The sequence below is a fragment of the Nonomuraea sp. NPDC051191 genome (assembly GCF_044455665.1).
Lineage (GTDB): Bacteria > Actinomycetota > Actinomycetes > Streptosporangiales > Streptosporangiaceae > Nonomuraea.
On record NZ_JBITEZ010000007.1, the window covers coordinates 87,616 to 113,706 of the forward strand.

The 26,091-nt window shown below is 71.4% G+C and carries 22 protein-coding genes, 2 pseudogenes and 1 riboswitch; of the genes and pseudogenes, 12 read left to right on the forward strand and 12 right to left on the reverse strand.

Annotated elements, in window-relative coordinates; genetic code table 11:
* Positions 1-195: 195 nt before the first annotated feature.
* From ACIA8R_RS21270 to ACIA8R_RS21280, 3 genes and pseudogenes are all read right to left on the reverse strand, one after another.
* Positions 196-957, reverse strand: a pseudogene (locus ACIA8R_RS21270) (GDSL-type esterase/lipase family protein); the annotation flags it as partial.
* A 73-nt stretch (positions 958-1,030) separates the two neighbouring features.
* The gene (locus tag ACIA8R_RS21275) at positions 1,031-1,867 is read right to left on the reverse strand and encodes a universal stress protein (protein ID WP_397039921.1); all 837 of its coding nucleotides are present in this window, start codon (positions 1,865-1,867) and stop codon (positions 1,031-1,033) included.
* Positions 1,868-1,869: 2 nt separating this feature from the next.
* Positions 1,870-2,220: a hypothetical protein gene (locus ACIA8R_RS21280; RefSeq protein ID WP_397039923.1), complete on the reverse strand. Its 351-nt coding sequence runs from the start codon at positions 2,218-2,220 to the stop codon at positions 1,870-1,872.
* Between the two features lie 59 nt (positions 2,221-2,279).
* Here ACIA8R_RS21280 and ACIA8R_RS21285 point away from each other — a divergent pair, with 59 nt between their 5' ends.
* Positions 2,280-4,523, forward strand: coding sequence for a glycosyl hydrolase family 95 catalytic domain-containing protein (locus ACIA8R_RS21285; RefSeq protein ID WP_397039925.1), 2,244 nt, complete (start codon positions 2,280-2,282; stop codon positions 4,521-4,523).
* On the opposite strand, the gene ACIA8R_RS21290 is transcribed toward ACIA8R_RS21285, so the two are convergent.
* Positions 4,483-5,103, reverse strand: coding sequence for a class I SAM-dependent methyltransferase (locus ACIA8R_RS21290; RefSeq protein WP_364089373.1), 621 nt, complete (start codon positions 5,101-5,103; stop codon positions 4,483-4,485). The two genes, ACIA8R_RS21285 and ACIA8R_RS21290, sit on opposite strands and share 41 nt — an antisense overlap.
* A gap of 35 nt (positions 5,104-5,138) precedes the next feature.
* Positions 5,139-5,251: riboswitch (TPP riboswitch) on the forward strand.
* Here ACIA8R_RS21290 and thiC point away from each other — a divergent pair.
* A complete protein-coding gene (gene thiC / locus ACIA8R_RS21295; RefSeq protein WP_364089370.1) occupies positions 5,244-6,722 on the forward strand; it encodes a phosphomethylpyrimidine synthase ThiC in 1,479 nt (492 codons plus the stop codon). Its footprint overlaps the riboswitch before it by 8 nt.
* A 10-nt stretch (positions 6,723-6,732) precedes the next feature.
* Here the strand turns inward: thiC and ACIA8R_RS21300 are convergent, their stop codons facing one another.
* Both ACIA8R_RS21300 and ACIA8R_RS21305 read right to left on the reverse strand, forming a co-directional pair.
* Positions 6,733-7,584 (reverse strand): SDR family oxidoreductase, encoded by an 852-nt coding sequence (locus tag ACIA8R_RS21300; RefSeq protein ID WP_364089367.1) that lies wholly within the window; start codon positions 7,582-7,584, stop codon positions 6,733-6,735.
* 52 nt (positions 7,585-7,636) lie between these two features.
* A complete protein-coding gene (locus tag ACIA8R_RS21305) occupies positions 7,637-10,021 on the reverse strand; it encodes a hypothetical protein (protein WP_397039928.1) in 2,385 nt (794 codons plus the stop codon).
* A gap of 124 nt (positions 10,022-10,145) precedes the next feature.
* Here ACIA8R_RS21305 and ACIA8R_RS21310 point away from each other — a divergent pair, with 124 nt between their 5' ends.
* The 6 genes from ACIA8R_RS21310 (at position 10,146) to ACIA8R_RS21335 (ending at position 15,166) form a co-directional block, all read left to right on the forward strand.
* Positions 10,146-11,300, forward strand: coding sequence for a DUF6493 family protein (locus tag ACIA8R_RS21310; protein ID WP_397039929.1), 1,155 nt, complete (start codon positions 10,146-10,148; stop codon positions 11,298-11,300).
* 94 nt (positions 11,301-11,394) lie between these two features.
* Positions 11,395-11,727 carry a hypothetical protein gene (locus ACIA8R_RS21315; RefSeq protein WP_397039931.1) on the forward strand — a complete coding sequence of 111 codons (333 nt, stop codon included), beginning with the start codon at positions 11,395-11,397 and terminating at the stop codon, positions 11,725-11,727.
* 12 nt (positions 11,728-11,739) lie between these two features.
* Positions 11,740-13,137, forward strand: coding sequence for an ATP-binding protein (locus ACIA8R_RS21320; RefSeq protein WP_397039933.1), 1,398 nt, complete (start codon positions 11,740-11,742; stop codon positions 13,135-13,137).
* Positions 13,134-13,796, forward strand: coding sequence for a response regulator transcription factor (locus ACIA8R_RS21325; RefSeq protein WP_357694807.1), 663 nt, complete (start codon positions 13,134-13,136; stop codon positions 13,794-13,796). Before ACIA8R_RS21320 ends, ACIA8R_RS21325 begins: the two co-directional genes overlap by 4 nt.
* An 87-nt stretch (positions 13,797-13,883) precedes the next feature.
* Positions 13,884-14,414, forward strand: a complete 531-nt coding sequence (locus tag ACIA8R_RS21330) for a DUF4956 domain-containing protein (protein WP_357695405.1) — start codon at positions 13,884-13,886, stop codon at positions 14,412-14,414.
* Positions 14,411-15,166: a polyphosphate polymerase domain-containing protein gene (locus ACIA8R_RS21335; protein WP_364089353.1), complete on the forward strand. Its 756-nt coding sequence runs from the start codon at positions 14,411-14,413 to the stop codon at positions 15,164-15,166. The genes ACIA8R_RS21330 and ACIA8R_RS21335 overlap by 4 nt, the downstream gene beginning before the upstream one ends.
* On the opposite strand, the gene ACIA8R_RS21340 is transcribed toward ACIA8R_RS21335, so the two are convergent.
* Positions 15,161-16,384: an acyl-CoA dehydrogenase family protein gene (locus tag ACIA8R_RS21340; protein ID WP_397039936.1), complete on the reverse strand. Its 1,224-nt coding sequence runs from the start codon at positions 16,382-16,384 to the stop codon at positions 15,161-15,163. The two genes, ACIA8R_RS21335 and ACIA8R_RS21340, sit on opposite strands and share 6 nt — an antisense overlap.
* 68 nt (positions 16,385-16,452) lie before the next feature.
* On the opposite strand from ACIA8R_RS21340, the pseudogene ACIA8R_RS21345 reads away from it, so the two are divergent.
* Positions 16,453-16,629: pseudogene (locus ACIA8R_RS21345) on the forward strand (TetR family transcriptional regulator); the annotation flags it as partial.
* Between the two features lie 447 nt (positions 16,630-17,076).
* On the opposite strand, the gene ACIA8R_RS21350 reads toward ACIA8R_RS21345, so the two are convergent.
* The 5 genes from ACIA8R_RS21350 to ACIA8R_RS21370 form a co-directional block, all read right to left on the reverse strand.
* Positions 17,077-18,072, reverse strand: coding sequence for an acyltransferase family protein (locus tag ACIA8R_RS21350; protein ID WP_357694813.1), 996 nt, complete (start codon positions 18,070-18,072; stop codon positions 17,077-17,079).
* A gap of 111 nt (positions 18,073-18,183) precedes the next feature.
* Positions 18,184-20,124 carry a DUF6807 family protein gene (locus ACIA8R_RS21355; protein WP_397039938.1) on the reverse strand — a complete coding sequence of 647 codons (1,941 nt, stop codon included), beginning with the start codon at positions 20,122-20,124 and terminating at the stop codon, positions 18,184-18,186.
* Positions 20,115-21,164, reverse strand: a complete 1,050-nt coding sequence (locus ACIA8R_RS21360; protein ID WP_364089344.1) for a mandelate racemase/muconate lactonizing enzyme family protein — start codon at positions 21,162-21,164, stop codon at positions 20,115-20,117. Before ACIA8R_RS21360 ends, ACIA8R_RS21355 begins: the two co-directional genes overlap by 10 nt.
* Positions 21,161-22,033: a 5-dehydro-4-deoxyglucarate dehydratase gene (locus ACIA8R_RS21365; protein ID WP_357694819.1), complete on the reverse strand. Its 873-nt coding sequence runs from the start codon at positions 22,031-22,033 to the stop codon at positions 21,161-21,163. The genes ACIA8R_RS21360 and ACIA8R_RS21365 overlap by 4 nt, the downstream gene beginning before the upstream one ends.
* Complete coding sequence (locus ACIA8R_RS21370) at positions 22,030-22,920, reverse strand: NAD-dependent epimerase/dehydratase family protein (RefSeq protein WP_397039940.1); 891 nt, start codon at positions 22,918-22,920, stop codon at positions 22,030-22,032. The genes ACIA8R_RS21365 and ACIA8R_RS21370 overlap by 4 nt, the downstream gene beginning before the upstream one ends.
* Before the next feature lie 192 nt (positions 22,921-23,112).
* On the opposite strand from ACIA8R_RS21370, the gene ACIA8R_RS21375 reads away from it, so the two are divergent.
* The 3 genes from ACIA8R_RS21375 to ACIA8R_RS21385 all read left to right on the forward strand — a co-directional run bounded on the left by ACIA8R_RS21375 (position 23,113) and on the right by ACIA8R_RS21385 (position 26,082).
* A complete protein-coding gene (locus ACIA8R_RS21375; protein WP_364089335.1) occupies positions 23,113-24,066 on the forward strand; it encodes a LacI family DNA-binding transcriptional regulator in 954 nt (317 codons plus the stop codon).
* A 194-nt stretch (positions 24,067-24,260) separates the two neighbouring features.
* Entirely contained in the window at positions 24,261-25,232 is a 972-nt protein-coding gene (locus ACIA8R_RS21380; protein WP_397039943.1) for a carbohydrate ABC transporter permease, read from the forward strand.
* Complete coding sequence (locus ACIA8R_RS21385; RefSeq protein WP_397039945.1) at positions 25,216-26,082, forward strand: carbohydrate ABC transporter permease; 867 nt, start codon at positions 25,216-25,218, stop codon at positions 26,080-26,082. Before ACIA8R_RS21380 ends, ACIA8R_RS21385 begins: the two co-directional genes overlap by 17 nt.
* Positions 26,083-26,091 lie beyond the last annotated feature (9 nt).

Here is a 26,091-nt window from a genome sequence, read left to right on the forward strand (position 1 = left end):
GGGTACCGCCCGCCGACAAAGACCGCGTGTGGGTACCGGCAACCAACCGGGCCTCAAGCGCGGGCGCAGGTGGCGGTCGGTGGGGTGTTGGTGGTGGTCCAGGAGGAGAGGAAGCCGAAGGTGGTCGTGGCGCCGGGGGGCGAGGGCGCCGTTCCAGGTCTCGTTCTTGACCTGCACGGACGAGCCCGTCTGCGTGAGCCGCCCACCCCACAGCCGGCTGACCGCCTGACCGTCGGCGAACGTCCAGCCGACGTCCCAGCCGGTCACCGGGGAGGCGCCGGTGTTCGTGACGGTCACCTCGCCCTGGAAACCGCCCTGCCACTGGCCGGTGATCCGGTAGGCCGCCGCGCAGTCACCGCTCCCCGAGGTGGGGGTGGGGGAGGAAGGCCCGGAGAGGGCGGCGGTCAGGGCCGGGTACCAGGCGTCGGACATCTTCTGGTCGCCGGAGGCGTTCGGGTGCACGCCGTCGTAGGTGTCGGTGCCCGTGCTGAAGCCCGTCCACTGGTCCACCACCGTGACGGGGGACTGGGCGGTGGTGGTGGCGGCGGCCCAGGCGGGGACGGCGTTGTCGAAGGCCACGACGCGTTGCGCGCAGTCGGCGCAGGTGGCCGGGTTCATCGGGATGATCTTGGCGACGAGGATCTTCATGTCGGGGTTGCTCGCCCGCATCTGGTTCACCAGGGTGGTGAACGCGCCCAGGATCGTCGCGGGGGCGATGTTGCTCCACACGTCGTTGGTGCCGAGGTGCATGACGACGATGTCGGGCCTGGTGGCCGAGAGCCAGCCGGGCAGCAGGCCCTGGTTCGCGATGTTGGTGGCCAGGTAGTCGCCGTGACCCTCGTTGTCACCGTCGTGGGCGACGTGGTGAGGACGAGCACCGCGCCGGCCAGTGCCGGCATCGCCGTCAGTAAGGCGCTGATCCTGCGCATGTCCACTCCCATCGCGTGGCCTGCGCAGATGGTAGGAGCGGGCGGGGGAGACGGGGAAGGCGGCCGTCCGAACGGAAGGCGGCGACCTGCGGGAACATCCCCTACACCGATGTGACTTTCACGATCGCGAGCGGGCAGGGCCCGTGGTGCAGCATGCCCTGGCTGACCGAGCCGATGAGCATGCCCTTCAGCGTGCCGTGCCCCCGGCTGCCGACGACCAGCAGGTCGGCCCCGGACGCCGCCTCGCGCAGCACCTCGACGGGATGGCCGTGCACGACGTCCTCGATCACCTCCACGCCGGGATGGCACTGCCGGGGTATGGCGAGGAACGTCCGCAGGGCCTCGCGGGTCTCGCGTTCGGCCTCAGGATCGGCGGGGTCGAAGCCCGAAGCGCGCGGCCAGGCCCAGGCCTCCACCGCGCGCAGGCGGGCGCCGCGCAGCTCGGCCTCGGCGAAGGCGAACTTCAGCGCGCGCAGGCTCCCCTCGGAGCGGTCCACACCGACCACCAGTTCCCCGCGCGGAACGGCGGGCGGGTCGCGGACCAGGACGACGTCCGTGTGGGCGTGCGCGGCCACCCCGTGGGCGACCGAGCCGAGCAGCAGCCCACGGACGCCGCCCAGGCCACGACTGCCGACGACGAGCAGTTCGGCCTGCTCGGCGGTCTTGATGAGCGCGGCGCGGGGATCGCCGGGCACGAGTTCCGTGGTCACCTCGGCGCCCTGCTCGCGGGCGTGCCGCTCGGCGGCCGCGAGCACTTCCTTGGCGCCGTCGCGCATCCACTTGCCCACCTCCGCGTACCGGCCGGAGATCGGGCGGCAGACCCAGTCGGGCACCACGTGGGCCACGGTCAGCGACACCCCGCGCAGCACTGCCTCCTTGGCGGCCCAGTCGACGGACAGCAGTCCGGTCGGCGAGCCGTCGACACCTGCGACGATCATGGTCAGGCCACGTAACATTCCACTTCGGCGCGGCGGTACGCCAAGCCCTGTCTGGTGGACTCGTCGATGCACGCGCGCTCGGTCCTGCTGAGGAGTAGTTCGCCGCAGACCGTCACGCCGGAGTACGTCCGGCAGTCGAGTGAACGGTTGCGCCGGCCGATGCGGTAGTTCTCCTGGACCGCCTGCCTGCACTTGGCGCGCAGGGCCTGCGTGTCGGCGTAGCGGCACTGGGCGGTCAGGATCCGGTACTGCTGCTTGCTCACTTCCTGCTGCTCGATGCCGTCCCCAGAGGCGGCAGCCGGTCCGATCGTGGTCAGAGCCACGATCGCGGCCACAGCGGCGATCTTCATCATAGTTCCCCTGAGGGGGTCCGTACCGCCAGGGGCGATCGTCAAACCTTAGGCTGATCGCCATGCTGACGCTCCGGTACGACGAGCCCGCCCCCGACTGGGAAGGACACGTCCTTCCGATCGGCAACGGAGCGCTCGGCGCGTGCGTGTTCGGGACCCTCGGGACGGAACGCGTCCAGCTCAACGAGAAGTCGTTGTGGACCGGCGGTCCGGGCAGCGCGGAGCCCGGCGCGTCGGGGAACTGGCCCGAGGAGCGGCCCGGCGCGCTGGACGCCGTGCGCCGGATGATCGACGAGCGGGGTTCGGTCGCGCCGGAGGAAGTGGCCGGAATCCTCGGAAACCCGTCCTACAGCACGGTGGGGCACATCCCCGGGTTCGGGGCGTACCAGAATTTCGGTGAGCTGCTGCTCGACGTGACCGGTGGTTTCTCGGGCGGCTACCGGCGCACGCTCGACCTGGAGACGGCGGTGGCCGCCGTGACGTACGAGGACGCCGACGGCGTGGTGCTCACCAGGGAATATTTCGCCTCGTACCCGGCGAAGGTCATCGTCGGACGGCTGACGGCGGCACGCCCGGGGCGGGTGGGGTTCACGTTACGGTTCGGCACAGCGCACCCAGGCGGGGAGGAAGTGACCGCCGAGGCGGGACGGCTGCGCGTCCGGGGCGTGCTGGCCGACAACGGCCTGGTGTACGAGGGCCAGGTCCAGGTGCTGACCGAGGGCGGCACCCGTACGGACGAGGGCGACCGCGTCGTCGTGACCGGCGCCGACAGCGCGGTGTTCGTGTTCTCGGCGGGCACCGACCACGCGCCCGTCCATCCCGGTTACCGGGGCCCGGACCCGGCGGCGCGGGTCACGGCGGCCGTGGACGCGGCGGCGCGCCGGCCGTACGGGGAGCTGCGGGCCGAGCACGAGGCCGACCACCGGGCGCTGTTCGGCCGGGTCCGCCTGGACCTCGGCCAGATCATGCCCGACCTGCCGACCGACCGCCTGCTGGCCGGCTACGAAGGGGCCGCGAGCCCGTCCGACAAGGCGCTGGAGACGCTGTACTTCCAGTACGGCCGGTACCTGCTGATCGCCTCCTCCCGCCCCGGCTCGCTGCCGGCCAACCTCCAGGGGGTGTGGAACGCGTCCAACTCGCCGCCCTGGGAGTCCGACTACCACACCAACATCAACCTCCAGATGAACTACTGGCCCGCCGGGCCGGCGAACCTGGCCGAGACGGCGGTGCCGTACCAGGAGTTCGTGGCGGGGCTGCGCGCGCCCGGACGCGAGACCGCCAGGTCGATCTTCGGCACCGAGGGGTGGGTGGTGCACTCCAACACCAACCCGTTCGGGTTCACAGGGGTGCACGACTGGCCCACGTCGTTCTGGATGCCGGACGCGGCCGGCTGGCTGGTGCGCCAGCTCTACGAGCGTTACCTGTTCGACGGCGACGAGGGTTACCTGCGCGGGCACGCCTACCCGGCGATGCGCGAGGCCGCCGAGTTCTGGCTGGCCAACCTGCGTCCCGACGTGCGCGACGGCAGCCTGGTCGTCTCGCCCGCCTACTCGCCCGAGCACGGCGACTTCACCGCGGGCGCGGCCATGCCGCAGCAGATCGTCCGGGACCTGTTCGCCTGCACGGCCGAGGCCGCGCGGACGCTCGGCGTGGACGCCGAGTTCGCCGGACGGCTGCGCGCGGCGGCCGACCGGCTCGATCCCGGGCTGCGCGTCGGCTCCTGGGGGCAGCTCCAGGAATGGAAGGCCGACCTCGACGACCCCGCCGACCGGCACCGGCACGTCTCCCAGCTCTACGCCCTGCACCCCGGCACGCAGCTCACCGCTCCCGAGCACTTGGCGGCGGCGCGTACGACCCTCGAAGCCCGCGGCGACGGAGGCACGGGCTGGAGCATGGCCTGGAAGGTCAACTTCTGGGCCCGGCTCAAGGACGGCGACCGCGCGCTGAGCATGCTGAGCGGGCAATTGCGGTCCAGCACGCTGCCGAACCTGTGGGACACGCATCCGCCGTTCCAGATCGACGGGAACCTCGGCGCGACCGCAGGGGTGGCCGAGATGCTGCTCCAGAGCCACGCCGGCGTCGTCGAGCTGCTGCCCGCGCTGCCGTCCGCCTGGCGCGCGGGCTCCTTCGACGGGCTGCGCGCCCGCGGCGGCTTCTCGGTGGGGGTGACCTGGACGGACGGCGTGCCGGCCGAGGTCAGGCTGACGTCGGCGCGCGGCGGGACCGCCCGGCTGCGCGGCCCCGGGTTCGCGCTCGACCTGGAGACTAGGGCAGGGGAGAGCTACGCGCTGTCGCCAGCACGCTGAACCAGGTGCGGTGGGTCACGCTCGACTCGTGCCAGGCGACCGCGAACCCGGCCGAGTCCAGCGCCGTGAGCAGGTCGCCGGCGTCGCGATGGACGAACCAGCGCTCGTACTCGGTCCGGTAGGGCACCGGCTCCCACCCCTCGCTGTCGCCCAGGGCGGTGGTCAGCGCGAGCACCCCGCCGGGGCGCAGTGTCGCGTGCCAGGCGCGCAACGTCGACTCGGTCTGCTCGGACGGCACGTGCACGAGGGCCGCGGCCGACCAGATGCCGTCCAGGGACGCGGGCGCCAGCGGCGGGTGCCGCAGATCGCCCAGGACGGTGGGAACGCCTCGCCCGGCGGCGAGAGCGGCCATCCCGATCGACAGGTCCACGCCCACGGTGGACAGGCCGCGTCCGGTGAACCAGGCCGACTCGCGCCCGGGGCCGCACCCCAGGTCGGCGACCGTGGCTCCGGCGGGAAGGGATGAGGCGAACCGTTCGCGGAAGGCCGCGAACGAAGGAAGAGGAGCGGCGAACCGCTCGTCGAACTGGTTCGCGATGACGTCGTAGGTGGCGGTCGTGTGCGCAATGGGATCAGACATCCCCTTGATCCTGCCACGCGCGAGGTTATGATCGCGGTGACCAACGCGGGAGCCCGGTGTGGACCGGGCTGAGAGGACGGCTGCCAGCCGCCGACCGCCAGAACCTGCTCCGGATAATGCCGGCGAAGGGAGTTTGCGCGATGAGCGACGCGCGCTTTTCCAAGATCCACATCGGTGACCTCCAGGTGCCCATGCGCGAGGTCAGGCTGTCGAACGGCACGTCGGTGCGGCTCTACGACACCTCAGGGCCGTCGCGTACCGACCGCTCGGCGTGGGGGTCCCCGGTCACCCAGCTCGGCGCCGCGCGGCGCGGGGTGGTCACCAAGGAGATGGAGTTCGTGGCCGTCCGGGAGGGCATGGCGCCCGAGTTCGTACGGCAGGAGGTCGCGGCCGGCCGGGCGGTCATCCCCGCCAACGTCAACCATCCCGAGTCCGAGCCGATGGCCATCGGCAGGAACTTCCTGGTCAAGATCAACGCCAACATCGGCAACTCGGCCGTCACCTCCTCGATCGAGGAGGAGGTCGAGAAGATGACCTGGGCCACCCGCTGGGGCGCCGACACGGTCATGGACCTGTCCACCGGGCCGAACATCCACGAGACCCGCGAGCAGATCATCCGCAGCTCGCCCGTACCGGTCGGGACCGTGCCGATCTATCAGGCGCTGGAGAAGGTGGGCGGGCGTCCGGAGGCGCTGTCGTGGGAGGTCTACCGCGACACCCTGATCGAGCAGTGCGAGCAGGGCGTCGACTACGTGACGGTGCACGCGGGCGTGCGGCTGGCGCACGTGCCGCTGACCGTCCGCCGCAGGACCGGGATCGTCTCGCGGGGCGGTGCGATCATGGCCGCCTGGTGCCTGGCCCACCACCGCGAGAGCTTCCTGTACGAGCACTTCGACGAGATGTGCGCCCTGCTGGCCCGCTACGACGTGACGTTCTCGCTGGGCGACGGCCTGCGCCCGGGGTCGATCGCGGACGCCAACGACGAGGCCCAGTTCGCCGAGCTGCGCACCCTGGGCGAGCTGACCAAGGTCGCGCACGCGCACGACGTGCAGGTGATGATCGAGGGCCCCGGCCACGTGCCCATGCACAAGATCAAGGAGAACGTCGACCTGCAGCGCGAGCTCTGCGACGACGTGCCGTTCTACACCCTCGGCCCGCTCGTCACCGACATCGCACCCGGCTACGACCACATCACCTCGGGCATCGGCGCCGCCATGATCGCCTGGTACGGCACCGCCATGCTCTGCTACGTCACCCCCAAGGAGCACCTGGGCCTGCCGAACCGGGACGACGTCAAGACCGGCGTGATCACGTACAAGATCGCGGCGCACGCGGCGGACCTGGCCAAGGGCCACCCGCAGGCCCAGGCGTGGGACGACGCGCTCTCGGACGCCCGGTTCGAGTTCCGCTGGGAGGACCAGTTCGACCTGTCGCTCGACCCGGACACCGCCCGCGCCTTCCACGACGAGACCCTGCCCGCCGCGCCCGCCAAGACCGCGCACTTCTGCTCGATGTGCGGCCCGAAGTTCTGCTCGATGAAGCTCAGCCACGAGGTACGGGCGGGCATGGCCGACAAGGCGGCCGAGTTCACCCGGAAGGGCGGCACGATCTACCTGTAGCCCGCCGCGGTCAGCCGGGCAGCGTCTCGCCGCCGATCGGGGCCAGCACCTCACCCGTGTAGTACGAGGACAGCCGGTCGGCGGCGAAGAACACGTACGAAGGGGCGATCTCGTCGGGGTCGGCGGCCCGCTTCATGGGCACCTGCGCGCCGAACGTCTCCACCTTCTCCTCCGGCATCGTGGCCGGGATCAGCGGCGTCCAGACCGGGCCGGGGGCGACGGCGTTGATCCTGATGCCGCGTTCGACCAGGTTCTGGGCCATGGAGTAGGTGAAGGCGTTGATCGCGCCCTTCGTCGCGGCGTAGTCGATGAGATTCCTGTTGCCGCGCAGGCCGTTGATCGAGGAGGTGTTCACGATCGCGCAGCCCTCCCGCAGGTGCGGCAGCGCGGCCTTGGTGACGCGGTAGTAGCTGTGGATGTTGACCGCGAACGTGTGCTCCCACTGCTCGTCCGGGAGCTCCTCCAGGGAGTCCACCGGCGCCTGGTAGGCCACGTTGTTGACCAGCACGTCGAGGCCGCCGAGCTCGGCGACGGCCTGCTCCACGACCGCCACGCAGTGGTCGCGGTCGGCCAGGTCGCCGGGCAGCAGCACGCAGCGCCGCCCCTCCCGCTCGACCAGGCCGCGGGTGTGGTTGGCGTCGTCGTGCTCGTCGAGGTAGGCGATGGCGACGTCCGCGCCCTCCTTGGCGAACGCGACCGCCACCGCCCGGCCGATGCCCGAGTCACCACCGGTGATCAGCGTCCTCTTGCCCGCCAGCAGGTTCCTGCCCTCGTAGCCGCGCATCTCGTCGCGCGGCTCGGGGGACATGTCCCCCGTACGGCCCGGGTACGGCTGGCTCTGCGGTGGTGGTGTGTCTGACATGTCCGGCGGTCTTCCCCCGGCGGGGTATCGGTAACGTCACGGCTTGCCCAGGTCAGCCCTTTCTGAAGTCCTGAACCTCCTTCCACACCCGTTTGTGCTCGATCAGCCTGGTGTCGAAGACCTTCGTCCCGGCCTCCTTGGCGTACGTGGCCAGTTCGCCGCTCTTGGCGCGCTTGAGGAAGTCGGCCTGCTCCTTGAGCCGGGTGCGGACGGTCTCGACGGCGGTGGACAGCGTGTCGTCGTCCTCCCAGCGGTCCAGGTCGGCGGCGAGCAGGTCGCGCTCGGCCAGCAGCTTGTCCGCGACCGACTTCGCGTTCTTGACCAGTTCCTCCTGCTTGTGGTCGGCGGCCAGCTTCATCGCCGTCCGGTCGAACGTGATGTCCACCCCGCCGTCCTTCTTCTCCGCGTGGCCGCCGCGGTCGCCCTCGTTGACCGTCGCGAACGGCATGAGGTTGCGGAACGACAGGTAGGCCATCGCGGCCGTGGGCGCGTCGGAGGCGTTCAGCACCGCGGCGGCCTCGTCGAACATGCTCGCGAGCTGGCGTCCCTCGATCTGTTCGACGGGCAGCAGCGCGGCCAGTTCCATGATCCGCGACTGGAGGTCCTTGCGCACGGCCTCCTTCAGCGCCCTGACCGCCTGGGGGCCGGTGGTGGCGTCCGAGACGAGGTGGTTGGCGTGCTGTGTCTCGATCGCCCAGGCGGTGGTGTGGCAGCCCATCCCGGCGACGCCCGGCGGGGCGGGCGCGCGCCCGTTGATGACCAGGGACTCCTTCAGCGACGGGTCGAAGTCCACCACCAGGTTCGTGTCGGCGGCCTCCGACGCCCAGGTGGTGCGCTTCGGCTCGACGGTGATCGGCGGCTGGTCGGCCAGCCGCGCCGTGATGCTCTCGATCAGCGGCGGGAGCGCGTCCGGGACCGCCCTCTTGGGGAACAGCTCCGGGTACTCCTTGCGCAGCGCGCCCTCGAACTGCTTGACCATCATCTCCGCTGCCGCCCGGCCGAGCTTGCCGTCCACCGGCTCGGGCAGCCCGGCCGCGGTCACCGCGTGCGGGTAGGCGGCGGCCATCACCCGCAGGTGCCTGTCCAAGAGGTCGGACAGGACGACGACCGCGTACTCCGGCGCGCCGTCGCCGATCTTCTTCAGGTCCGTGGCGACCTGGCCGGCCTCGGCGAGGATGCGGGCGTTCCTGGCCGACGAGATCGCCTCCTTGGCGCTCTCCGCCCGGCGCGCGGTGTGCGGCTGCTGGAGCCGGGTGCGCGCGTCCTCCGCCTTGGCCCTGAGCGCGCCGGCCGCGCGGTGCATGCCCTGGTAGATCCCGGGTGCCTTCTGCACGTCCTCGATCCGGTCGAGGAGGGCCGGGATGCCCTGCAACGCCGTGACCCGGTCCTTGTTGGTGGCGACCGCCGTCAGCGCCTTGTCCAGCTCGGTGTTGATCGACTGGAGCTCGGCGTACTGCTTGGCCACGTCCCCGTAGGACTGCGGGTTGAGCGCGTACTCGACGTACGACTCGCGCATCGACGCGTCGAACGCGAACATCTTCCACAGAGCCGTCCTCATCTCGTTCTGCTCGGACTGGCGGGGTTTGGGGGCGCCCGTGCCCTTCTCGGCGGCCAGCTTCGCCGCCTTGACCTCGTACGCCAGCAGAGCCCCCCGGTACGTGCCCTCACCCGACCCCGTCGAGCCCCTGGCCGAGGCGGGCGGGACCGTGCTGAACGGCAGGTGGTTCAGGAAGTTCAGATGCTGGGCCACCGCCGTGGCCAGCGCCTGGGCCGCCTTGCTCTCGTTCTTCTCGCTCAGGGCCAGGGCGCACTGCTCGGCGACCAGGCGGGCAGAGTTCTCCAGAGGCCCGACCCGGCTGGTCGCGTCGTCGGCGTCGACCGCCTCCAGGCGCATCAGCAGGTCGCGTGCCGTGCCGTCCGGGTCGCTCACCTGGGCCTGCGCCGCGGCCTGCATCGACAGCAGCGCCGTGGCCGCCTCCTTGACGGTCAGGCCGTACAGCGAGGCGCGTACCGAGTCCACGACCCCCTGCCACGAGGTCGTGTGGTCGCCCATGCGATTGCCGAAGGGGGAGGGCGTGCGCTGGAGCCGGCTGATGAGCACTCCGGCGATCTTCTTCGGTCCCGCGTCGCCCCGCAGGTCCACCAGGGGGCGCAGGTGCACGACGGCGCCCGCCGGGAGGTCGTGCTCCCGTGCCGCGAACGTGACCGCGCCCCAGACCTCGCTGCGCGGCTTGGAGATGGCGATGGTGCGCGGGCGCGTGTCGGTCTCCATGGCCTCGCCTCGGTCCAGGGACAGGACCGGCGCGCTCTTCCGCTTCTCCAGCCGGACGACGGGCGTGACCTCCTCCTCGGAGTCACCCTTGTTCTTCTTGCGTAAGTTCGTCTTGCTGCTCTCCGACTTCGTGCCGCCCTGCCCCTTGGACCGCTTCCGCTTCATCCCCACCCCTCCCCGTGCCATCGTCAGCCCGATGCTCCTCCTCGGGACGCCCCAACGGCAGTGCCCTGACCTCATCCGGCCACGTCCGGCGGATCTGTCGTAGGTGATCAATAGACTCGCCCGCGTGCCGACCGCCTGGGACGAGATCCGCGACCTCATCGACGCGCGCCACACCGACACGCTCGTCTCCCGCCTGCTCACCCTCGACGCCGACGAGCGCAAGCTCGTCGCCGGATCACTCCGCGAGCACGTCGCCCTCCGGCGCGACGACCTCGCCGACCCCGACTGGGAGGAGATCGGCGAGGTCGGCTGGACACCGCCCGCCGAGCTGCTGCGCCTGGCCGGGGCGGCCACCCTCGGCGCCGTCGGCGCCGTGGCCGCCTGGGTCAACCGCCGCGACCTCCAGTCCTGGTACGGCTTCTCCGCCCGTCCCCACTTCGGTGCCCCCGGGCCGATGGTGCGGCTGTTCGGTCACCGTCCCGCCGGCTGGCAGGCCGACCTCGCCGTACGCCTGGCCGCCAGGTTGCGCGGCCCCGCCGACCCGGGAGCCCCGCTGGCCCTGGCCATGCTCCGGCACACCCGGGCCGAGCCGCCCGCGCACGATCCCCTGGTGCTGGCCTGGATCTCCGACGGCGCGTTACGCCCCGCCGACCCGCTCTTCCCCGCCCTCCTGCCCAGGATCTTCGAGGCGGAAGGGGCCGGGCGGCTCCTGCGCGAGGCCCGTACCGACCCGCTGATCCGCGCGGCCGACCGCGGGGTCCTGCTCGACGGCTGCGTACGCCGCTTCCTGCGCGGCGGGCCGCTCCACGACCTGCGCTTCTTCGTCCGGCTCCACGAAGCCCTCGACCCGGCCGCCGACGAGGTCGTTGCGCGCCGCCTCGACTACCTGCGCCTGCTGCCCGCCGCTCCCGGCCTGGTGGCCGAGCTGGCGCTGAGACGCGTCCGCCACCTGGACCACCCCGACCCCGCCGACGTGGTGGAGGCCGTGGAGGGGCTGGTGTTCCGCGCCGAGGTCAAGCTCGCCCGCGCCGGGCTGAGCTGGCTCGACGAGACCGTACGCGCGTCGCCCGCCCTGGCCGACGACCTGGCGGGGGCGTTGGTCCTGGGGTTCCAGCACGCGTCGTACGAGGTGCAGGGGAGGGCGGCGCAGCTCGTGCTCAAACATCGGGCGCGGTTCGGGGGCGAGGCGGGCGGACGCATCCGCGACGGCCTGCCCGCCCTTCCCCAGTCCCTCGTGGCCCGCCTGAACCCTCACCTCGTGAGCGATCCAGCCCGCTGACCGACCGGCCGGTGTCAAAGGCGAGCCCGAGGGATGAGAGGTTCCTCATCCGGGGCTCAGAGTGGTCTCCTCGGACGGGCGCACGCTCAACCTCATGAAACGCGTGATGCTCATTCTCGTGGCGCTGACGGCGGCGGGCTTCCTCTCGGCCGGATGGGTGCGGGCGGCCGACGACGGGCCCGATCTGGGCGACTCCGTCACGGTCTCGTCCTCGCCGGGGACGTCGGTCGACGACGTACGGCCGGTCACGTCGCCGGGAACCGAGGCGGAACCCGTCAAGCCGCCCGCGCCGAAGCCCGGAGGCGGCGATGATGATGGCGACGACGACCCCCATCGCGCCTGGGCCGGCGGAGACGACGATGACGACGACGCTCACGAAAGCGGCGACGACGATGACGATGACGACGACGATGACGAAGACGACTGAGCGGGGGGTCGGATGCGGGTGAGCGCCCGCGCCCGGATCGTGGGCTGGATGCTCGCCGTGGTCGGCCTGGCCCTGGCGGTCTCGATCTTCGCGACCTGGACCGTCCTGCTCGCCCGCCTCGACGACCGGATGAACCTGGAGTTCACCAACGAGGCCGAGAAGCTGCGCCGGTACGCCGCCACCGCCCACGATCCCCGCACCGGCCGGCCGGTCTCCGACGTGCGGGAACTGCTCACCGGCTACCTGGCGATCAACTCGCCCGACCGATGGGAGACCTTCTTCAGCATGGTGGACGGCAGGGCCGACCGGATCACCGCCGTCACGCCCCCGGCCCGGCTCGACACGGACGAGAAGCTGGTCAAGGTCCTGGCCGCGGCCACCAGACCGGCCTACGGCGACACCGAGAGCGTCGAGGGCACGGTCAGGTACGCCGTCATCCCGGTCAGGGTGGCGGCCGACCCCCGTCCCGGCCATTTCGTCGCCGCCGTCTTCTACGACCGCCACCGGGGCGAGATCGTGGACGCGGTCGGTGTGCTCGGACTGTCGGCGCTGGCCGCGCTGGCCCTGGCGGGGGCGGCGGGATGGTTCGTGGCGGGGCGGGTGCTGGCCCCGGTGCGGCTGGTGAGCCAGACGGCCGAGCAGATCAGCGACTCGGCCGACCTCACGCGCCGGCTCAAGGTCACCGGTGACGACGACGTGGCCGCGCTGGCCGCCACGTTCAACCACATGCTCGACCGTTTGGAACGTTCCTTCGCCGTGCAGCGCACGTTCGTGGACGACGCCGGGCACGAGCTGCGTACCCCCATCACGGTCATCCGGGGGCATCTGGAGCTGATGGGGGACGATCCGGCCGAGCGGGCGGAGACGCTGGCCCTGGTCACCGACGAGCTGGACCGCATGAACCGGATCGTGGACGACCTGCTCACGTTGGCCAAGGCCGAGCAGCCCGGGTTCCTCGCGGTCGAGGAGGTCGAGCTGGCCGACCTCACGGTGAGCGTGGTGGCCAAGGCGCGGCCGCTGGGCGACCGGCGGTGGCGGGTGGACCAGGTGGCCGAGGCGCGGATCCCGGCCGACCGGCAGCGGCTCACGCAGGCGCTCATGCAGCTCGTGGTGAACGCCGTCCGCCACACCATGGACGACGATCTCATCGCGGTCGGGTCGGCCGTGCGGGACGGGCGGGCCGAGCTGTGGGTGCGGGACAGCGGGCCGGGCGTCGCGCCCGCCGACCGCGAGCGCATCTTCCGCCGGTTCGTCAGGGGCGCGGGACGTACAGGCGGGCACGACGGGGCAGGGCTGGGGCTGGCGATCGTCAGATCGATCGCCGAGGCGCATGGAGGCGGTGTGAGAGTGGCGGACGTCCCGGCGGGGGGCGCTTGTTTCGTGATGACGTTGCCACTGGCCAGGGCATGAACCGGATCCTGATCGCCGAGGACGAGAGCCGGATCGCGGCCTTCCTGGAGAAGGGCCTGCGCGGCAACGGCTTCGTCACGGCGGTGGTGACGGACGGCGTGGCGGCCTACGATCTGGCCAGTTCGGGCGGGTTCGACCTGCTCCTGCTCGACATCGGGCTGCCGCTCAGCGACGGATTCACCGTGCTGCGGCGGCTGCGGGAGTCGAAGGTGGCCATCCCGGTGATCATCCTGACGGCCCGGGGCGGCGTGACCGACACGGTCGCCGGGCTCGAAGGGGGCGCCGACGACTACATCGCCAAGCCCTTCGCCTTCGAGGAGCTGCTCGCGCGGGTCAGGCTGCGGCTGCGGGCCGACCGCACGCCCGAGCCGACCGTCCTGCGCGTCCGGGATCTGGCACTCGACCTGCGGACCAGGCGGGCGCACGTCGGGGACCGCGTGGTGGACCTGTCCACCAGGGAGTTCGCGCTGGCGGAGATCTTCTGCCGGCATCCCGACCAGGTGCTGACCCGCGAGCAGCTCCTCAGCCACGTCTGGGGCTTCGACTTCGACCCCGGCTCGAATGTCGTGGACGTCTATGTCCGCTACCTGCGCAGGAAGATCGGCCCCGACCGCATCGAGACCGTGCGCGGCACGGGCTACCGGATGAGAGCCGCCTAATGGGCGGCTCACGGCTCCCTCACCGGCGGGCCGCAGGCTGGTGGACATGAGAACGAGGGGCAAGACACCGTGACGGCCGGACTGGCGATGGACCTGGCGGCGATCACCGTCCTGGCCTACGGCCTGTACTACCGGCGACATCACCGGCGCGACCTGCTGTTCGCCTACGTGGCGCTGAACCTGGGCATCTTCGCGGTGGTCTCCCTGCTGCTGGTCCAGCGGGTGGACCTGGCGGTCGGGTTCGGGCTGTTCGGGGTGTTGTCGATCATCCGGCTGCGGTCCAGCGAGATCACCCAGCAGGAGATCGCCTACTACTTCGTGGCGATCGTCCTCGGGCTGGTGAACGGCATCGCCTCGCAGCTCCCGCTGACCGCGCTCTTCCTGGACGGCGTGCTCCTGGCCGTCGTGTACGTCGCCGACCATCCCCGCCTGCTCGGCCGCACGAGGCAGCAGGTCGTGACGCTGGACGTCGTGCACGCCGACCCCGAGCTGCTCAGGGCCGACCTGGAGAGCCGGTTGCGCGGCCGCGTCCTGCACTGCGTCGTCACCCAGGTGGACTACGTGCGCGACGTGACCGTGGTGGACGTGCGCTTCCAACTCGCCGAGGTGGCCCGATGAGGGACGCGAGCGCGCTGATGGCCGGCGTCGCCGCCGGGCTGCCGCCGATCGGGCTGGACGAGGTGCCCGAGCTGATGAGCCGGACGGACCACAAGTACGTGGTCAGCGTCCCGGTCATGGCCAGGCTCGCGGCCGAGCTGGGCGACCGGTTCTCGGTGTTGCGGATCGGGGCCCTTCGCCAGTTCCGTTACACCTCGACCTACTTCGACACGCCCGACCTGCTGACCTTCCGCCACCACCGGCAGGACCGGCGACGCCGGTTCAAGCTGCGCACCCGTACGTACCTGGACGGCGGCGGCCGGTGGCTGGAGCTGAAGCTGAACGGCGCGCGCGGCAACACCGACAAACGCCGCATCCCCTACGATGCCGCCCCGGCCGGCGAGCTGACCACGGAGGCCATGGAGTTCGTCGGTGACACGCTGAGCAGAGAGCTGAGCGTCGCCGTGCCCGACGCGCTGGGGCCCGTGCTGTCCACCGACTACCGGCGGGTCACGCTCGTGGACGGGCAGACCCGGCTGACCTGCGACACCGGCCTGCTCTGCCGCGACGGCGGCCGGAGCGTGCCCGCCCGCGGCGACCGGGTGCTGCTGGAGTCGAAGTCGGCCGACGGGCGGGCGCCGGTGGACCGGGTGCTGCGCGGGCTGGGGGTGCGGCCGGTCAGCGTGAGCAAGTACTGCCTGGCGGTGGCCGCGTTGAGGGGCGTCCCGGCCAACCGCTGGCAGCCCGCCATGCGGGGATATTTCGCGCTATAGCGGCAGGCCGCCCGTCGCCGCGCTCGTCGAACCGGTCGCCTGGTAGGCCGCGATCGTGCGCTCGGCGATGCGCATCTGGTGGATCTCGTCGGCGCCGTCGGCGAAACGGGCCCAGCGGGCGTGCTGGAACATGCTCGCCAGCGGAGTGTCGGTCGAGTAGCCGAGCGCGCCGTGCACCTGGATCGCCCGGTCCACGATCCGGTTGAGGCTGTTGGCCACGAAGTGCTTGGCCATCGACACCTCCGTACGGAAGTCCTCGCCCCTGTCGATCTTCGAGGCGGCGTGCAGGACCATCAGCTTGCACTGGTAGAGCTCCATGGCCGAGTCGGCGATCAGCCACTGCACGCCCTGCTTCTCGGCCAGCAGCGAGCCGTGGCTGTAGCGGTTGAGCGCCCGGTCCACCATCATGTCCAGCGCCGTCTCGGCCTGCGAGATCCACCGCATGCAGTGGGCGAGCCGCGCCGGGCCCAGCCGGTACTGGCCCAGCCGGTGGCCGTTGCCCCGGCCGCCCAGGACCGCGCTGTCGGGCACCCGGAGGTCCTCGATCACGATCTCGCTGTGGCCGGTCGAGCCGTGCATGGTCTCGACCTCGCGCACGTCCTTCCAGCCCGGATTGGGCAGGTCGACCAGGAAGGCCGTGTTCGCGCCACGGGAGCCGTCGGGCACGTCCATCTCGGTGCGCGCGATGAGGATGGCGAAGCTCGCCCGGCGGGCGTTGGAGATGAACCACTTGTGGCCGTTGATCACCCACTCGTCGCCGTCCTTGACGGCCTCGGTGCGGATCAGGGTGGGGTCGGACCCGGCCACCTCGGGCTCGGTCATCGCGAAGCACGACATCTGGACGCCGTCCAGCAGCGGCCGCAGGTACTTCTCCTTCTGCTCGTCGTCCGCCCAGTGGAGCAGGGTGTGCATGTTGCCCTCGTCGGGGGCCTGGCAGTTGAGCACCCACGGGCCGATGCGGGTCTTGGCCGCCTCCGACTGCACCATGGCCAGCTCGACGTGGCCGAGGCCCATGCCGCCCCACTCCTCGGGCATGTGCGGCAGCCACAGCCCCTCGGACTTCGCCCGGCGGCGCAGCTCGAAGATCGTGCGGAAGTAGGCGTCCCGGTCGCCCTCCTCCACGCCGGACATCGTCGGGATCACGGTCTCCTGGATGAAGGACCTGACCCGCCCGCGGATCTCCTCGTGTTCGGGAGCGAGAGTGAAATCGATGGCCATGACTCTCCTTCGGCGATTTCACCGATAGTACTATCGGCGAAAGCACACACAAGTCCCGTGAGGCGATCGTGACCAGCACACCGCGCAGCAGAAGCGAGGCGAAGGACCTGACCCGGCGCAGGCTGATCAGGGCGGCCCTGACGCTCCTCGACGAGGAGGGCGAGGCCGGCCTGACCACCGGCAAGGTCACCAAGGCCGCAGGAATCGCCCAGTCGAGCTTCTACGTGCATTTCAAGGACATGCAGGAGCTGCTGCGGGTGCTCGGCGAGGAGGGCGGCGACCGGCTGCGCCGGGCGATGCGGGAGGCGCGGCGCAGGGCCCGCGAGGCGCCCGACGACCTCGAACGCCACCGCGACACCTTCCGCATCCCGCTGGAGGCGATCTGCCGCCACCCCGAGCTGCTGCGCATCCAGCTGCGCGCGCGGCACGACCCGTCCTCCTCGCTGCGCGACTTCGCCGCCCGTACGGCCGCGGCCTACCGCGAGCACCACGCGGCCGACCTGGCCGCGCTCGGCTACACCGCCGGCGACGAGCGCGACCGGCGGCGCCTGGAGATGATCGCCGAGGGCGTCAACGCGGCCACGAACGCGCTGGCCATGGGCCACCTGGAGGGCCGCTACCCCGACCTGGACGAGTGCGCCGACATCCTGGTCGCGCTGTCCAGGGGCGCGCTGCGCCTGCTCAGGCACGAGTCAGCCGGGACGGCGCAGCGGGGTGAAGGCCCAGGTCATGCGGGGTTCGACGGCCCAGCGGAAGAGCCGGCGCACCCAGGGGGCGCACAGCAGGGTGGCGGTGACGACGCCCAGCAGGAGTGACAGCGGCAGGCCCAGGCCGAGCCGCTCGGCGCCCTTCACCACGAAGCCGTGCAGCAGGTACGCGTACATGGTGGCCGACCCCAGCCCGCTGAACCAGGTGCGCCGGGACGGGGTGACCGCCAGGAACGCGGCCACCAGCACCGCCCCCGCCGCCAGCAGCGCCAGCCTGATCGCGGTGCCGGTGAGGTCGTCCACGCCGATGGCCGCGTTGGAGTGCCGCCACCTGATCCACTCGGTCGGCACCCGCTCGTGCACCAGCAGCGCGACCGCGAGCCCCAGCCCCAGCACGCAGAACCCGGCCAGCCGCATGGGAGGCCGCCGCAGCCACGCGAAGTGCTCGGGCCGCACCATCAGGCCGAGCACGTAGAACGGCAGCAGCGCGAACGTGCGGTTCATGGCCAGCTCGCCGGGCAACCGGTCGAGCCCGGTCAGCAGGGACAGCGCGACCGCGACCGCGAGCGGCCACTTGAGCTGCTGCCACACCGGCGTGGACAGCCGCCACAGGAACAGCGAGAGCAGGAACCAGGTGAGGTAGTAGGGGTCGAGCAGGCTCAGCTCGAACTTGCCGTACAGGATCGGGCGGGGGAGCGAGTAGGCCAGCTCGAAGATCAGGTAGGGGACGGCGAGCGTGGAGATGAGTTTGCGCGCCTTGCCCCCCGAAAACGTGAAATTTCGGGACAAATAGCCGCTTAGGACGATGAATAGCGGCATGTGGAAGACGTACACATAGAAGTACAGCGCGTGGGCGAGCGGCGCGTCGCGCTGGTCCTCGATCAGGTGACCGCACACGACCAGCACGATGGCCAGGTACTTCGCGTTGTCGAAGAACGGGTCCCTGGCGGTGGCGGGGCGGGCGATGACGGGTGCGTTCACAGATTCCGCACCCTAGCCGCGGCCCGCCGAACCGCCGGGAAACCGGGAATGAGGGCTTACCGAAGAGCGGGTGTCAGGCGCGCTCCCCGATCACCGCCTCAGATCATCGCCTCAGATCATCGCTTCGACGGTGGCGGCCAGGGCCGACGCCGACGGCCCGTCGAGCCGCCCGTCGGCCACGACCGTGACCACCCGCCTGGTCAGCGCGTCCTCGACGACGAGCGGACGGTCCCACGCCAGCGCCTGCCCGACCCCCGGATACTCCGCCACCCGCACGAACCAGGGATCGTCGCCGGCCTGCACGAACACCAGCGTCCAGTTCCGCCCGTCCGGCTCGGTCCCGGCCATGGCCACCCACCGGCCCCGGCTGCCGTGCACGGATTCCTCGTCCCCGGGGAAGGTCACCCGGCCGGAGGAGGAGCCGGGCGCGCGCCAGAAGAACCCGCCGTAGCCCGCGCCGGGCCGGCCCTTCGTGGCCGAGCTGTTGACCTCCAGCGGCGAGCCGGTGAGGTTGGTCAGCGTGAACGTGAGGTCGAGGGCCCATGCGCCGCCGACCGGCCGGGCGGCGACCGTGCGCCGCTCGCGGGCGATCAGCCGGTCGCCGGGGCCGATCCACTCCAGCTCCTCGGTGAAGCCGTCGTCGTCCAGCCGGGTGAAGGCGACGTGCCGCTGCCTTCCGTGGTCGTCCAGCCAGGCCGGTCCCCGGTCCCTGACGTAGGTGCGGCCGCCCCAGAAGTTCGCGCCGCCCAGGTCGGCGATCGCCACGCCGGCGCCGAGGTGGTGCACGTGGTCGTCGGGGCGCACCTGGGTGACGGTGACGCCGCCGAGCGTGTGCACCGGATGCAGGTACGGCCGCGGTGAGTCGGTGACGGGCAGGTCGGGCCGCCATTCGTAGGCCGCGACCGGCGTGCCGGCCACCCGCAGTTCCACTGCCGTCCAGGGGGCCCGGAGCTCGGAGTAGAGCGCCAGCTCCTCGGCGCTGCGGGCGGTCAGCTCGGCGATGCCGGGCAGGAACCGGTGGGTGACCTCGCCCGCGTCGTCGCGCTCCACGACCTGGTGCCGCGCGGCGATGGGCAGCGGCTCGGGGGCCAGCCGCACCGCGTCCAGGACCTGGGTGAACGTCTCCGTACGGGCCAGCGGGACGAGCAGCTCGGCCCCTGTGCGGATGTGCGCGACCAGGTTCTCCAGCAGCCCGGCGCGCTCGTGCACGGTGGTCTCGACCGAGCCGTCGGCCCGCTCGACCCGCAGCTCGTCCAGCGTGTACGTGAGCGTCGCCCGCCCCGCCTCCCCGTGCACCACCAGGTACGGTTCACTCCGGCCGGTCGCGCACAACGACACCGCGATCGTGATCACCGGCCCGCCCGCGATCCGGACGCGCAGGCAGGAGGTGTCGTCGGCCTCGATCGGATGGGCGTGGTAGAGCTCGGTCTCGACCGTCTCGACCGGGCCGTCCACCAGGGCGAGCGCGGTCGCGACGGCGTGCGCGAAGGGGTTGGTGAGCGCGCCGTCCACCACGTCCACGCCGTCCAGCCGGCGCCGTCCGGCCCAGGACGAGCGCGTGAAGTACGACGAGGGCCGCTCCCACGCGCCCGCGCCGCCGATGCCGCGGACACGGCCGAGCGCGCCGCTCGCCATCAGCTCCCGCAGCGCGGGGACGGCCCGCGAGCCCAGGCTCTGGAAGCCGACCTGGCAGGCCAGCCCGGTCTCGGCCACCGCCGCGGTGATCCGCGCGTGCGCCTCGGGGCTCGCCGCGGGCGGCTTCTCCAGCAGCACGTGCGACCCGGCGCGCAGCGCCGTGACGGCGAGGTCGGCGTGCGTGTGGATCGGCGTGCAGACGATCGTGATCTCCGCGCCGGTGGCGGCGACGAGCTCGCTCAGGTCCGGTGACCAGGGCAGGGGATCGCCGTCGAGCTCCACCGGCCGCACGTCGCAGATCCCGGCCGGCTCGACCAGCCCGGTGGCCGCGAGCCTGCGCAGGTCGTCCAGGTGATGCCGTCCGTGCCCGTGCGCCCCGGCCAGGACGACCTTGACGGGGTCCGTCCTCACGCCCATCGCAACCCCAGTCCCGCGTGGCCGCCCACGCGCAGCACGCCGTCCGCGATCTCCACCGGGTACGGCTCGGCCAGCAGCCCCAGCCTGCCGAACGAGGCGTCCTCGACGTCCTCGGCCAGCGGCGGCAGCGGCAGCGCCAGGGCGAGCTGCCCGGACACCTCGCTCAGCAGGTGCGGATGGACCGGCACGCCGAACGTCCTGGCCAGCTCCGCGATCCGCAGGAACGGCGTGACGCCGCCGACGCGCACGACGTTCGGCTGGACGATGTCGCAGGCGCCCGCGGTGAGCAGGTCGCGGAAGCCGTACACGGTGTAGACGTTCTCGCCCACCGCGACCGGCACGTCGGTCGAGCGGCGCAGCTCGACGTGCGCCGCCACGTCGTCGGCGGGCAGCGGCTCCTCGATCCAGTGGAGGTCGAACTCGCGCAACGCGGCCAGGGCGCGCCTGGCCCGGTGGAGGTCCCACCGCTGGTTGGCGTCGATCATCAGCAGCCGGTCGGGCCCGATCACCTCGCGGACGGCCGCCACCCGGGCGACGTCCTCGGCCAGGTCGGGACGGCCCACCTTGATCTTGACGCCGCGGTACCCGGCGGCCACCCAGCGCCGCGCCTGCCCGGTCAGCTCCTCCAGGGAGTAGTGCAGGTTGACGCCGCTGCCGTAGGCCGGGACGTGCTCGCGCCGCCGGCCCAGCACGTCGGCCAGCCCGGCGTCGCCGCAGCGCAGGTCCCACAGCGCCAGGTCGATCCCGGCCAGCGCGACCGTGGTGATCCCGCCGGGGCCGGCCTCGCGCAGGTGCCGCCACAGCCGGTCCCACACCAGCTCGGGGTGGGCGGGCAGCCCGATCAGCGCCCCGCGCAGGTCGTGCTCCAGCAGGGCCCGCACGGCGTGCGCGCCGATCTGCGGCGTCCAGGAGAACCCGGTGCCGGTACGGCCGTCCGCCAGCGTCACGTGGCAGACGATCACGTGGTTGGCCGGCACGTCCGGGCCCCACGGGCGGGGCAGGGGGACCGTCCGCAGCTCGGTCCGCAGGCCGGTGATCACGAGGCCGCCAGGGCGAGCCCGGACCTGATCAGCGCGTCCAACTCGGCGAGGTGGTCCTCGGCCACGTCGACCAGCGGCGGGCGCACCGCGCCGACGTCGAGGCCGCGCAGCCGTACGCCGGCCTTGACCAGGGCCACCGGGTAGCCCGGCACCTTGTCGCGCAGGCGGACCAGCGGCGCGTAGAACTCGGTCAGCAGCCGCTCGTCGCCCTTCAGGTACGCCACGGCGATCTCGGGGGCGAAGGCGAAGACCGCGCTGGAGTACAGGTCGACGCCGATGCCGCGGTAGGCGGGCATGGTCAGCTCGGCCGTCGGCAGGCCGTTGAAGAACAGGAAGTCCGGGTGCTTCTCGCGCACCGCGAGGACGGTCCGCTGCATGCGGTCGATGTCGCCGAGCCCGTCCTTGAGCCCGATCACGCCGGGGACGCCGGCCAGCTCGACCACGGCGTCCGGAGCGAGCACGACCGCGCCGCGCTGGTAGACGATCACCGGCAGCTCGGCGGCGACGGCGGCCACGTACGCGGCGAAACCGCTGCCCGGCCCCTGCGTCAGGTACGGAGGCATGAGCAGCAGCCCGTCGGCGCCGGCCGCGCGGGCCGCCCGCGCCTGGTTCAGCGCCGCGCCGATCGGGCCGCCCGCCCCGGCGAACACCGGCACCCGCCCGCCCACGACCTCGGTGGCCACCCGGACGGCCCGCGCGTGCTCCGCCTCCGACAGGGCGGAGAACTCGCCGGTGCCGCAGGCCACGAACACGCCGCCGGGGCCGTGGGCCATGCCCTGCCGGATGTGCTCGGCCAGCACCTGCTCGGCGAGGGCGCCGTCGGCGTCGAAGGGGGTGACGGGGAAGAACAGCACACCGCTGAGATTCATTCGGATTCCTTCAGTTCGGTTCGCCAGCTTCGCTTGGGCTCCCAGCCGAGCAGGCGGCGCGCCTTGTCCGTCGAGAAGGCGGGAGCGCTGCCGGTGAGCCCGGCCGCCAGTTCCCCGGTGCCGGGCACGGCCTGCGGGAGCAGGTCGGCCAGCGGCTCCCTGGCCAGGGCGTCGGCCGCGCCGGCGAAGAAGACCTCGCCGCCCGGCAGCTCGGGCAGCGCCGCGATCAGCACGGCGAACAGCTCGGCCGCGTCGCGCGCGTCGATGTAGTTGAACAGCGAGACGCCGCCGATCTCCGGCTGGTCGAGCCGTTCCCTGACGGTGTGGCCCGACTGCGTGGGCGCGCCCGCCCACTCCTCGGGCGGGATGACGAAGCACGGCCGGACGGCCGCCATCCTCGTCCGGCCCGCCCGCGCGAACGCCTTCATGGTCTGCTCGGCCACCAGTTTGGACAGGTTGTAGGCGTTCCAGGGCAGCGCCGGGTGCTCCTCGTCGATCGGCAGGTACGCCGGCGCCCAGCCGCCGGGCGCGCCGTACCCGATGACCGTGGGGCTGCTGGCCACCACCACGCCGGACACGCCCAGCTCCACCGAGGCCGCGCAGACGTTGAACGCGAGCCGCGTGTTCACCTGGAAGATCACTGACTCCGGCCGGCTGAACGGCGTCGCGATGGCCGCCAGATGGATCACCGACTCCGGCCGGAACCGGGCGACGACCTCGTACGCCTGGCCGGTGTCGGTGAGGTCGGCCGGTGACGTCGCGGCGGCCTCGACCGGCGTGCCGGGGGCCTGGTCCACGCCGATCACCTCGTGCCCGGCGGCCGCGAGCGCGGTGACGACGCTGCGGCCGAGGCGTCCGGCGCTGCCGGTGACGAGCACTCTGCTCACCGTGGGGGACTCCTTCAGGACTGCAAACAGTTGCACTAAACCTATGGGTCACGAAGGGAGAGGCGTCAAGAGTCGATTTCTGACAACACCATCTACCTGGGGATATGCCACGTCGCCTGGAAGCGGCCTGGTCGGCAAGCGCTTTCATCCTCGCCCTGGTGCCTGCAAGCGGTTGCGTTAGGGTGGGCGACTGTGACAGTGACGATTCGTGATGTGGCCCGCGCTTCCGGTGTGCACGTATCGACCGTGTCGCGGACGTTCTCCGCGCCGCACATGGTGAACGCCGCCACCCGTACCAGGGTGCTGACGGTGGCCGAGGAGCTGGGGTACCGGCCCAACAGGGCGGCGAGGGCGCTCACGACCGGGCGTACCCACAACCTGGGCCTGATCGTGGCCGACATCGCCAACCCGTTCTTCCCGCCGCTGATCAAGGCCGCGCACGCCGCGGCCCGGCAGCGCGACTACCACCTGTTCGTGGCCGACACCGACGAGGAGCCGGCCGCCGAGGAGGAGCTGATCCAGGCGTTCTCCAAGCAGGTGGACGGCGTGGTGCTGTGCAGCCCGCGCTCGTCGAACAAGGCGCTGGAGCGGCTGGCCGAGCGGGTGCCGTTCGTGGTGATCAACCGCCGGCTGCGCGGCGCGGCCACGGTCCTCATGGACGTCGGGCACGGCGCGCGGATGGCGGTCGAGCACCTGGCCGTGCTCGGTCACCGCCGCGTCGCGCTGCTGTCGGGCCCGGCGGGCTCGTGGACGAGCGGCGAGATCCGGACGGCCGCCGAGCGGGTGGCGGGCGTCGACCTGGTCGTGATCGGGCCCAACGCGCCCACCGAGCGGGGTGGCCTGGCCGCCGCGTCCGCGGTGCGCGAGGCCGGGGTGACCGGGGTGCTGGCCTACAACGACCTCATGGCGATCGGGCTCATCGAGGGGCTGGGCGAGCTCGGGCTCAGCGTGCCGGAGGACGTCAGCGTGGTGGGCATCGACGACATCGTCCCGGGGCGGCTGAACCGTCCCAAGCTCACCACGGTCGCCATGCCCACCGCGGCGGCCGGGCGGCTGGCGGTCGACCTGCTCATCCAGGAGGTGAGCGCCACGACCTCGCTGGAGACCAGGTTGGTGCTGCGGGAGTCGACGGCGCCGCCCCGATGACCTGCAAACGGTTGTACTAAATCGCAGCAATATTCGTCCTACCTCTGAGTGGTAAGCGCTTGTCACCAGGTAAAACGCGATGTCGATATATCGATAACGGCGATGTAACGTCTGCAAAGGGTTGACGGAACTTTCCTGCCAGCTATAGGAAAGCGCTATCCGTTCACATCTCGCCGGAAGGTCCGTGATGACGAATGAGTTCCGTCATGGCTGACTCGGTGGCGGTGAGACCCCCGGACGTCGCGAACCCGCCCGAGCGCGGAGACCGCCGTGCGTCCAGACGTTCCCGCCGCGAGGCGCGGGCCGCCTACCTGTTCCTGGCGCCCTGGTTCGCCGGTCTGCTCGTCATCACGATCGGTCCCATCGTCGCCTCGCTCTACCTGTCGTTCACCGACTACAACCTCCTGGAGGAGGCCAAGTGGGTCGGGTTCGACAACTACGTCAAGATGTTCACCGAGGACCCCCGTTACCTGAACTCGCTGAAGGTGACGACGATCTACGTGGTCGTCTCGGTGCCGCTGCAACTGGCCTTCGCGCTCGTGCTGGCCCTGGTGCTCGACCGCGGGCTGCGCGGCCTGTCGCTCTACCGGTCGATCTTCTACCTGCCCTCGCTGCTGGGCGGCAGCGTGGCGATCGCGATCCTCTGGCGCAAGGTCTTCGGGGCCGAGGGCCTGGTCAACGCCGTGCTGTCGGTCTTCGGGATCCAGGGGCCCGGCTGGGTCAGCGACCCCGACACCGCCCTCGGCACGCTGATCATCCTGCACGTCTGGACGTTCGGCGCCCCGATGATCATCTTCCTGGCCGGGCTGCGGCAGATCCCCGCCAGCTACTACGAGGCCGCCTCGGTGGACGGCGCCGGCGCGTTCCGCCGGTTCCGCTCGATCACGCTGCCGCTGCTGACGCCGATCATCTTCTTCAACCTGGTGCTGGAGATCATCAAGTCGTTCCAGTCGTTCACGCAGTCGTTCATCGTGAGCGGCGGCTCGGGCGGACCGGCCGACTCCACGATGTTCAACACGCTCTACCTCTACCTCAAGGGCTTCAAGAGCTTCGACATGGGCTACGCGGCCGCCATGGCGTGGGTCCTGCTGCTCATCATCGCCGGTCTCACCGGGGTGAACTTCCTCGCGTCCAAGTATTGGGTCTTCTATGGCGACACCAAGTAGGCCGCTGCCCGTCCTGTTCCGCCCGCTCAAGGGCGGCCGGGTGGTCAAGCACGTGCTGCTGATCGGGTTCGGCCTGGTCATGCTCTATCCGCTGCTGTGGATGATCTCCAGCTCGCTCAAACCGGAGGAGCTGATCTTCCGGCAGCCCGGCCTGTGGCCCAGCGAGGTGACGCTGGAGAACTACACCGAGGGCTGGACCGCGCTCAAGCACCCCTTCGGCTACTACCTGTGGAACTCCGCGGTGATCACCGTGCTGTCGGTGGTGGCGAACCTGGTGGCCTGCTCGCTGGCCGCCTACGCCTTCGCCCGGCTGAACTTCCCGCTCAAGAAGCTGTGGTTCACCCTCATGCTGGGCACGATCATGCTGCCGCACCACGTGCTGATCGTGCCGCAGTACGTCATGTTCTCCAAGCTCGGGCTGATCAACACGATCTGGCCGCTGGTCATGCCGAAGGTGCTGGCCACGGACGCGTTCTTCGTGTTCCTGATGGTGCAGTTCATCCGCTCCCTCCCCCGGGAGTTGGACGAGGCCGCCGAGATCGACGGCGCCGGCTACTGGCGGACGTTCATCAGGGTGATCATCCCGCTCTGCACCCCGGCGCTGGCCACGACGGCGATCTTCACGTTCATCTGGACGTGGAACGACTTCCTCAGCCAGCTCCTCTACCTCAACAACCCGGACAACTTCACCGCTCCGGTGGCTCTGCGCACCTTCCTCGACGCCAGCAGCGACTCGTCCTGGGGCCCGATGTTCGCCATGTCGATCGTCGCGCTCGGGCCGATCTTCGGCTTCTTCCTGGCCGGCCAGAAGTACCTGATCCGTGGTGTGGCCACCACGGGCCTGAAGTAGTTCCCCCAC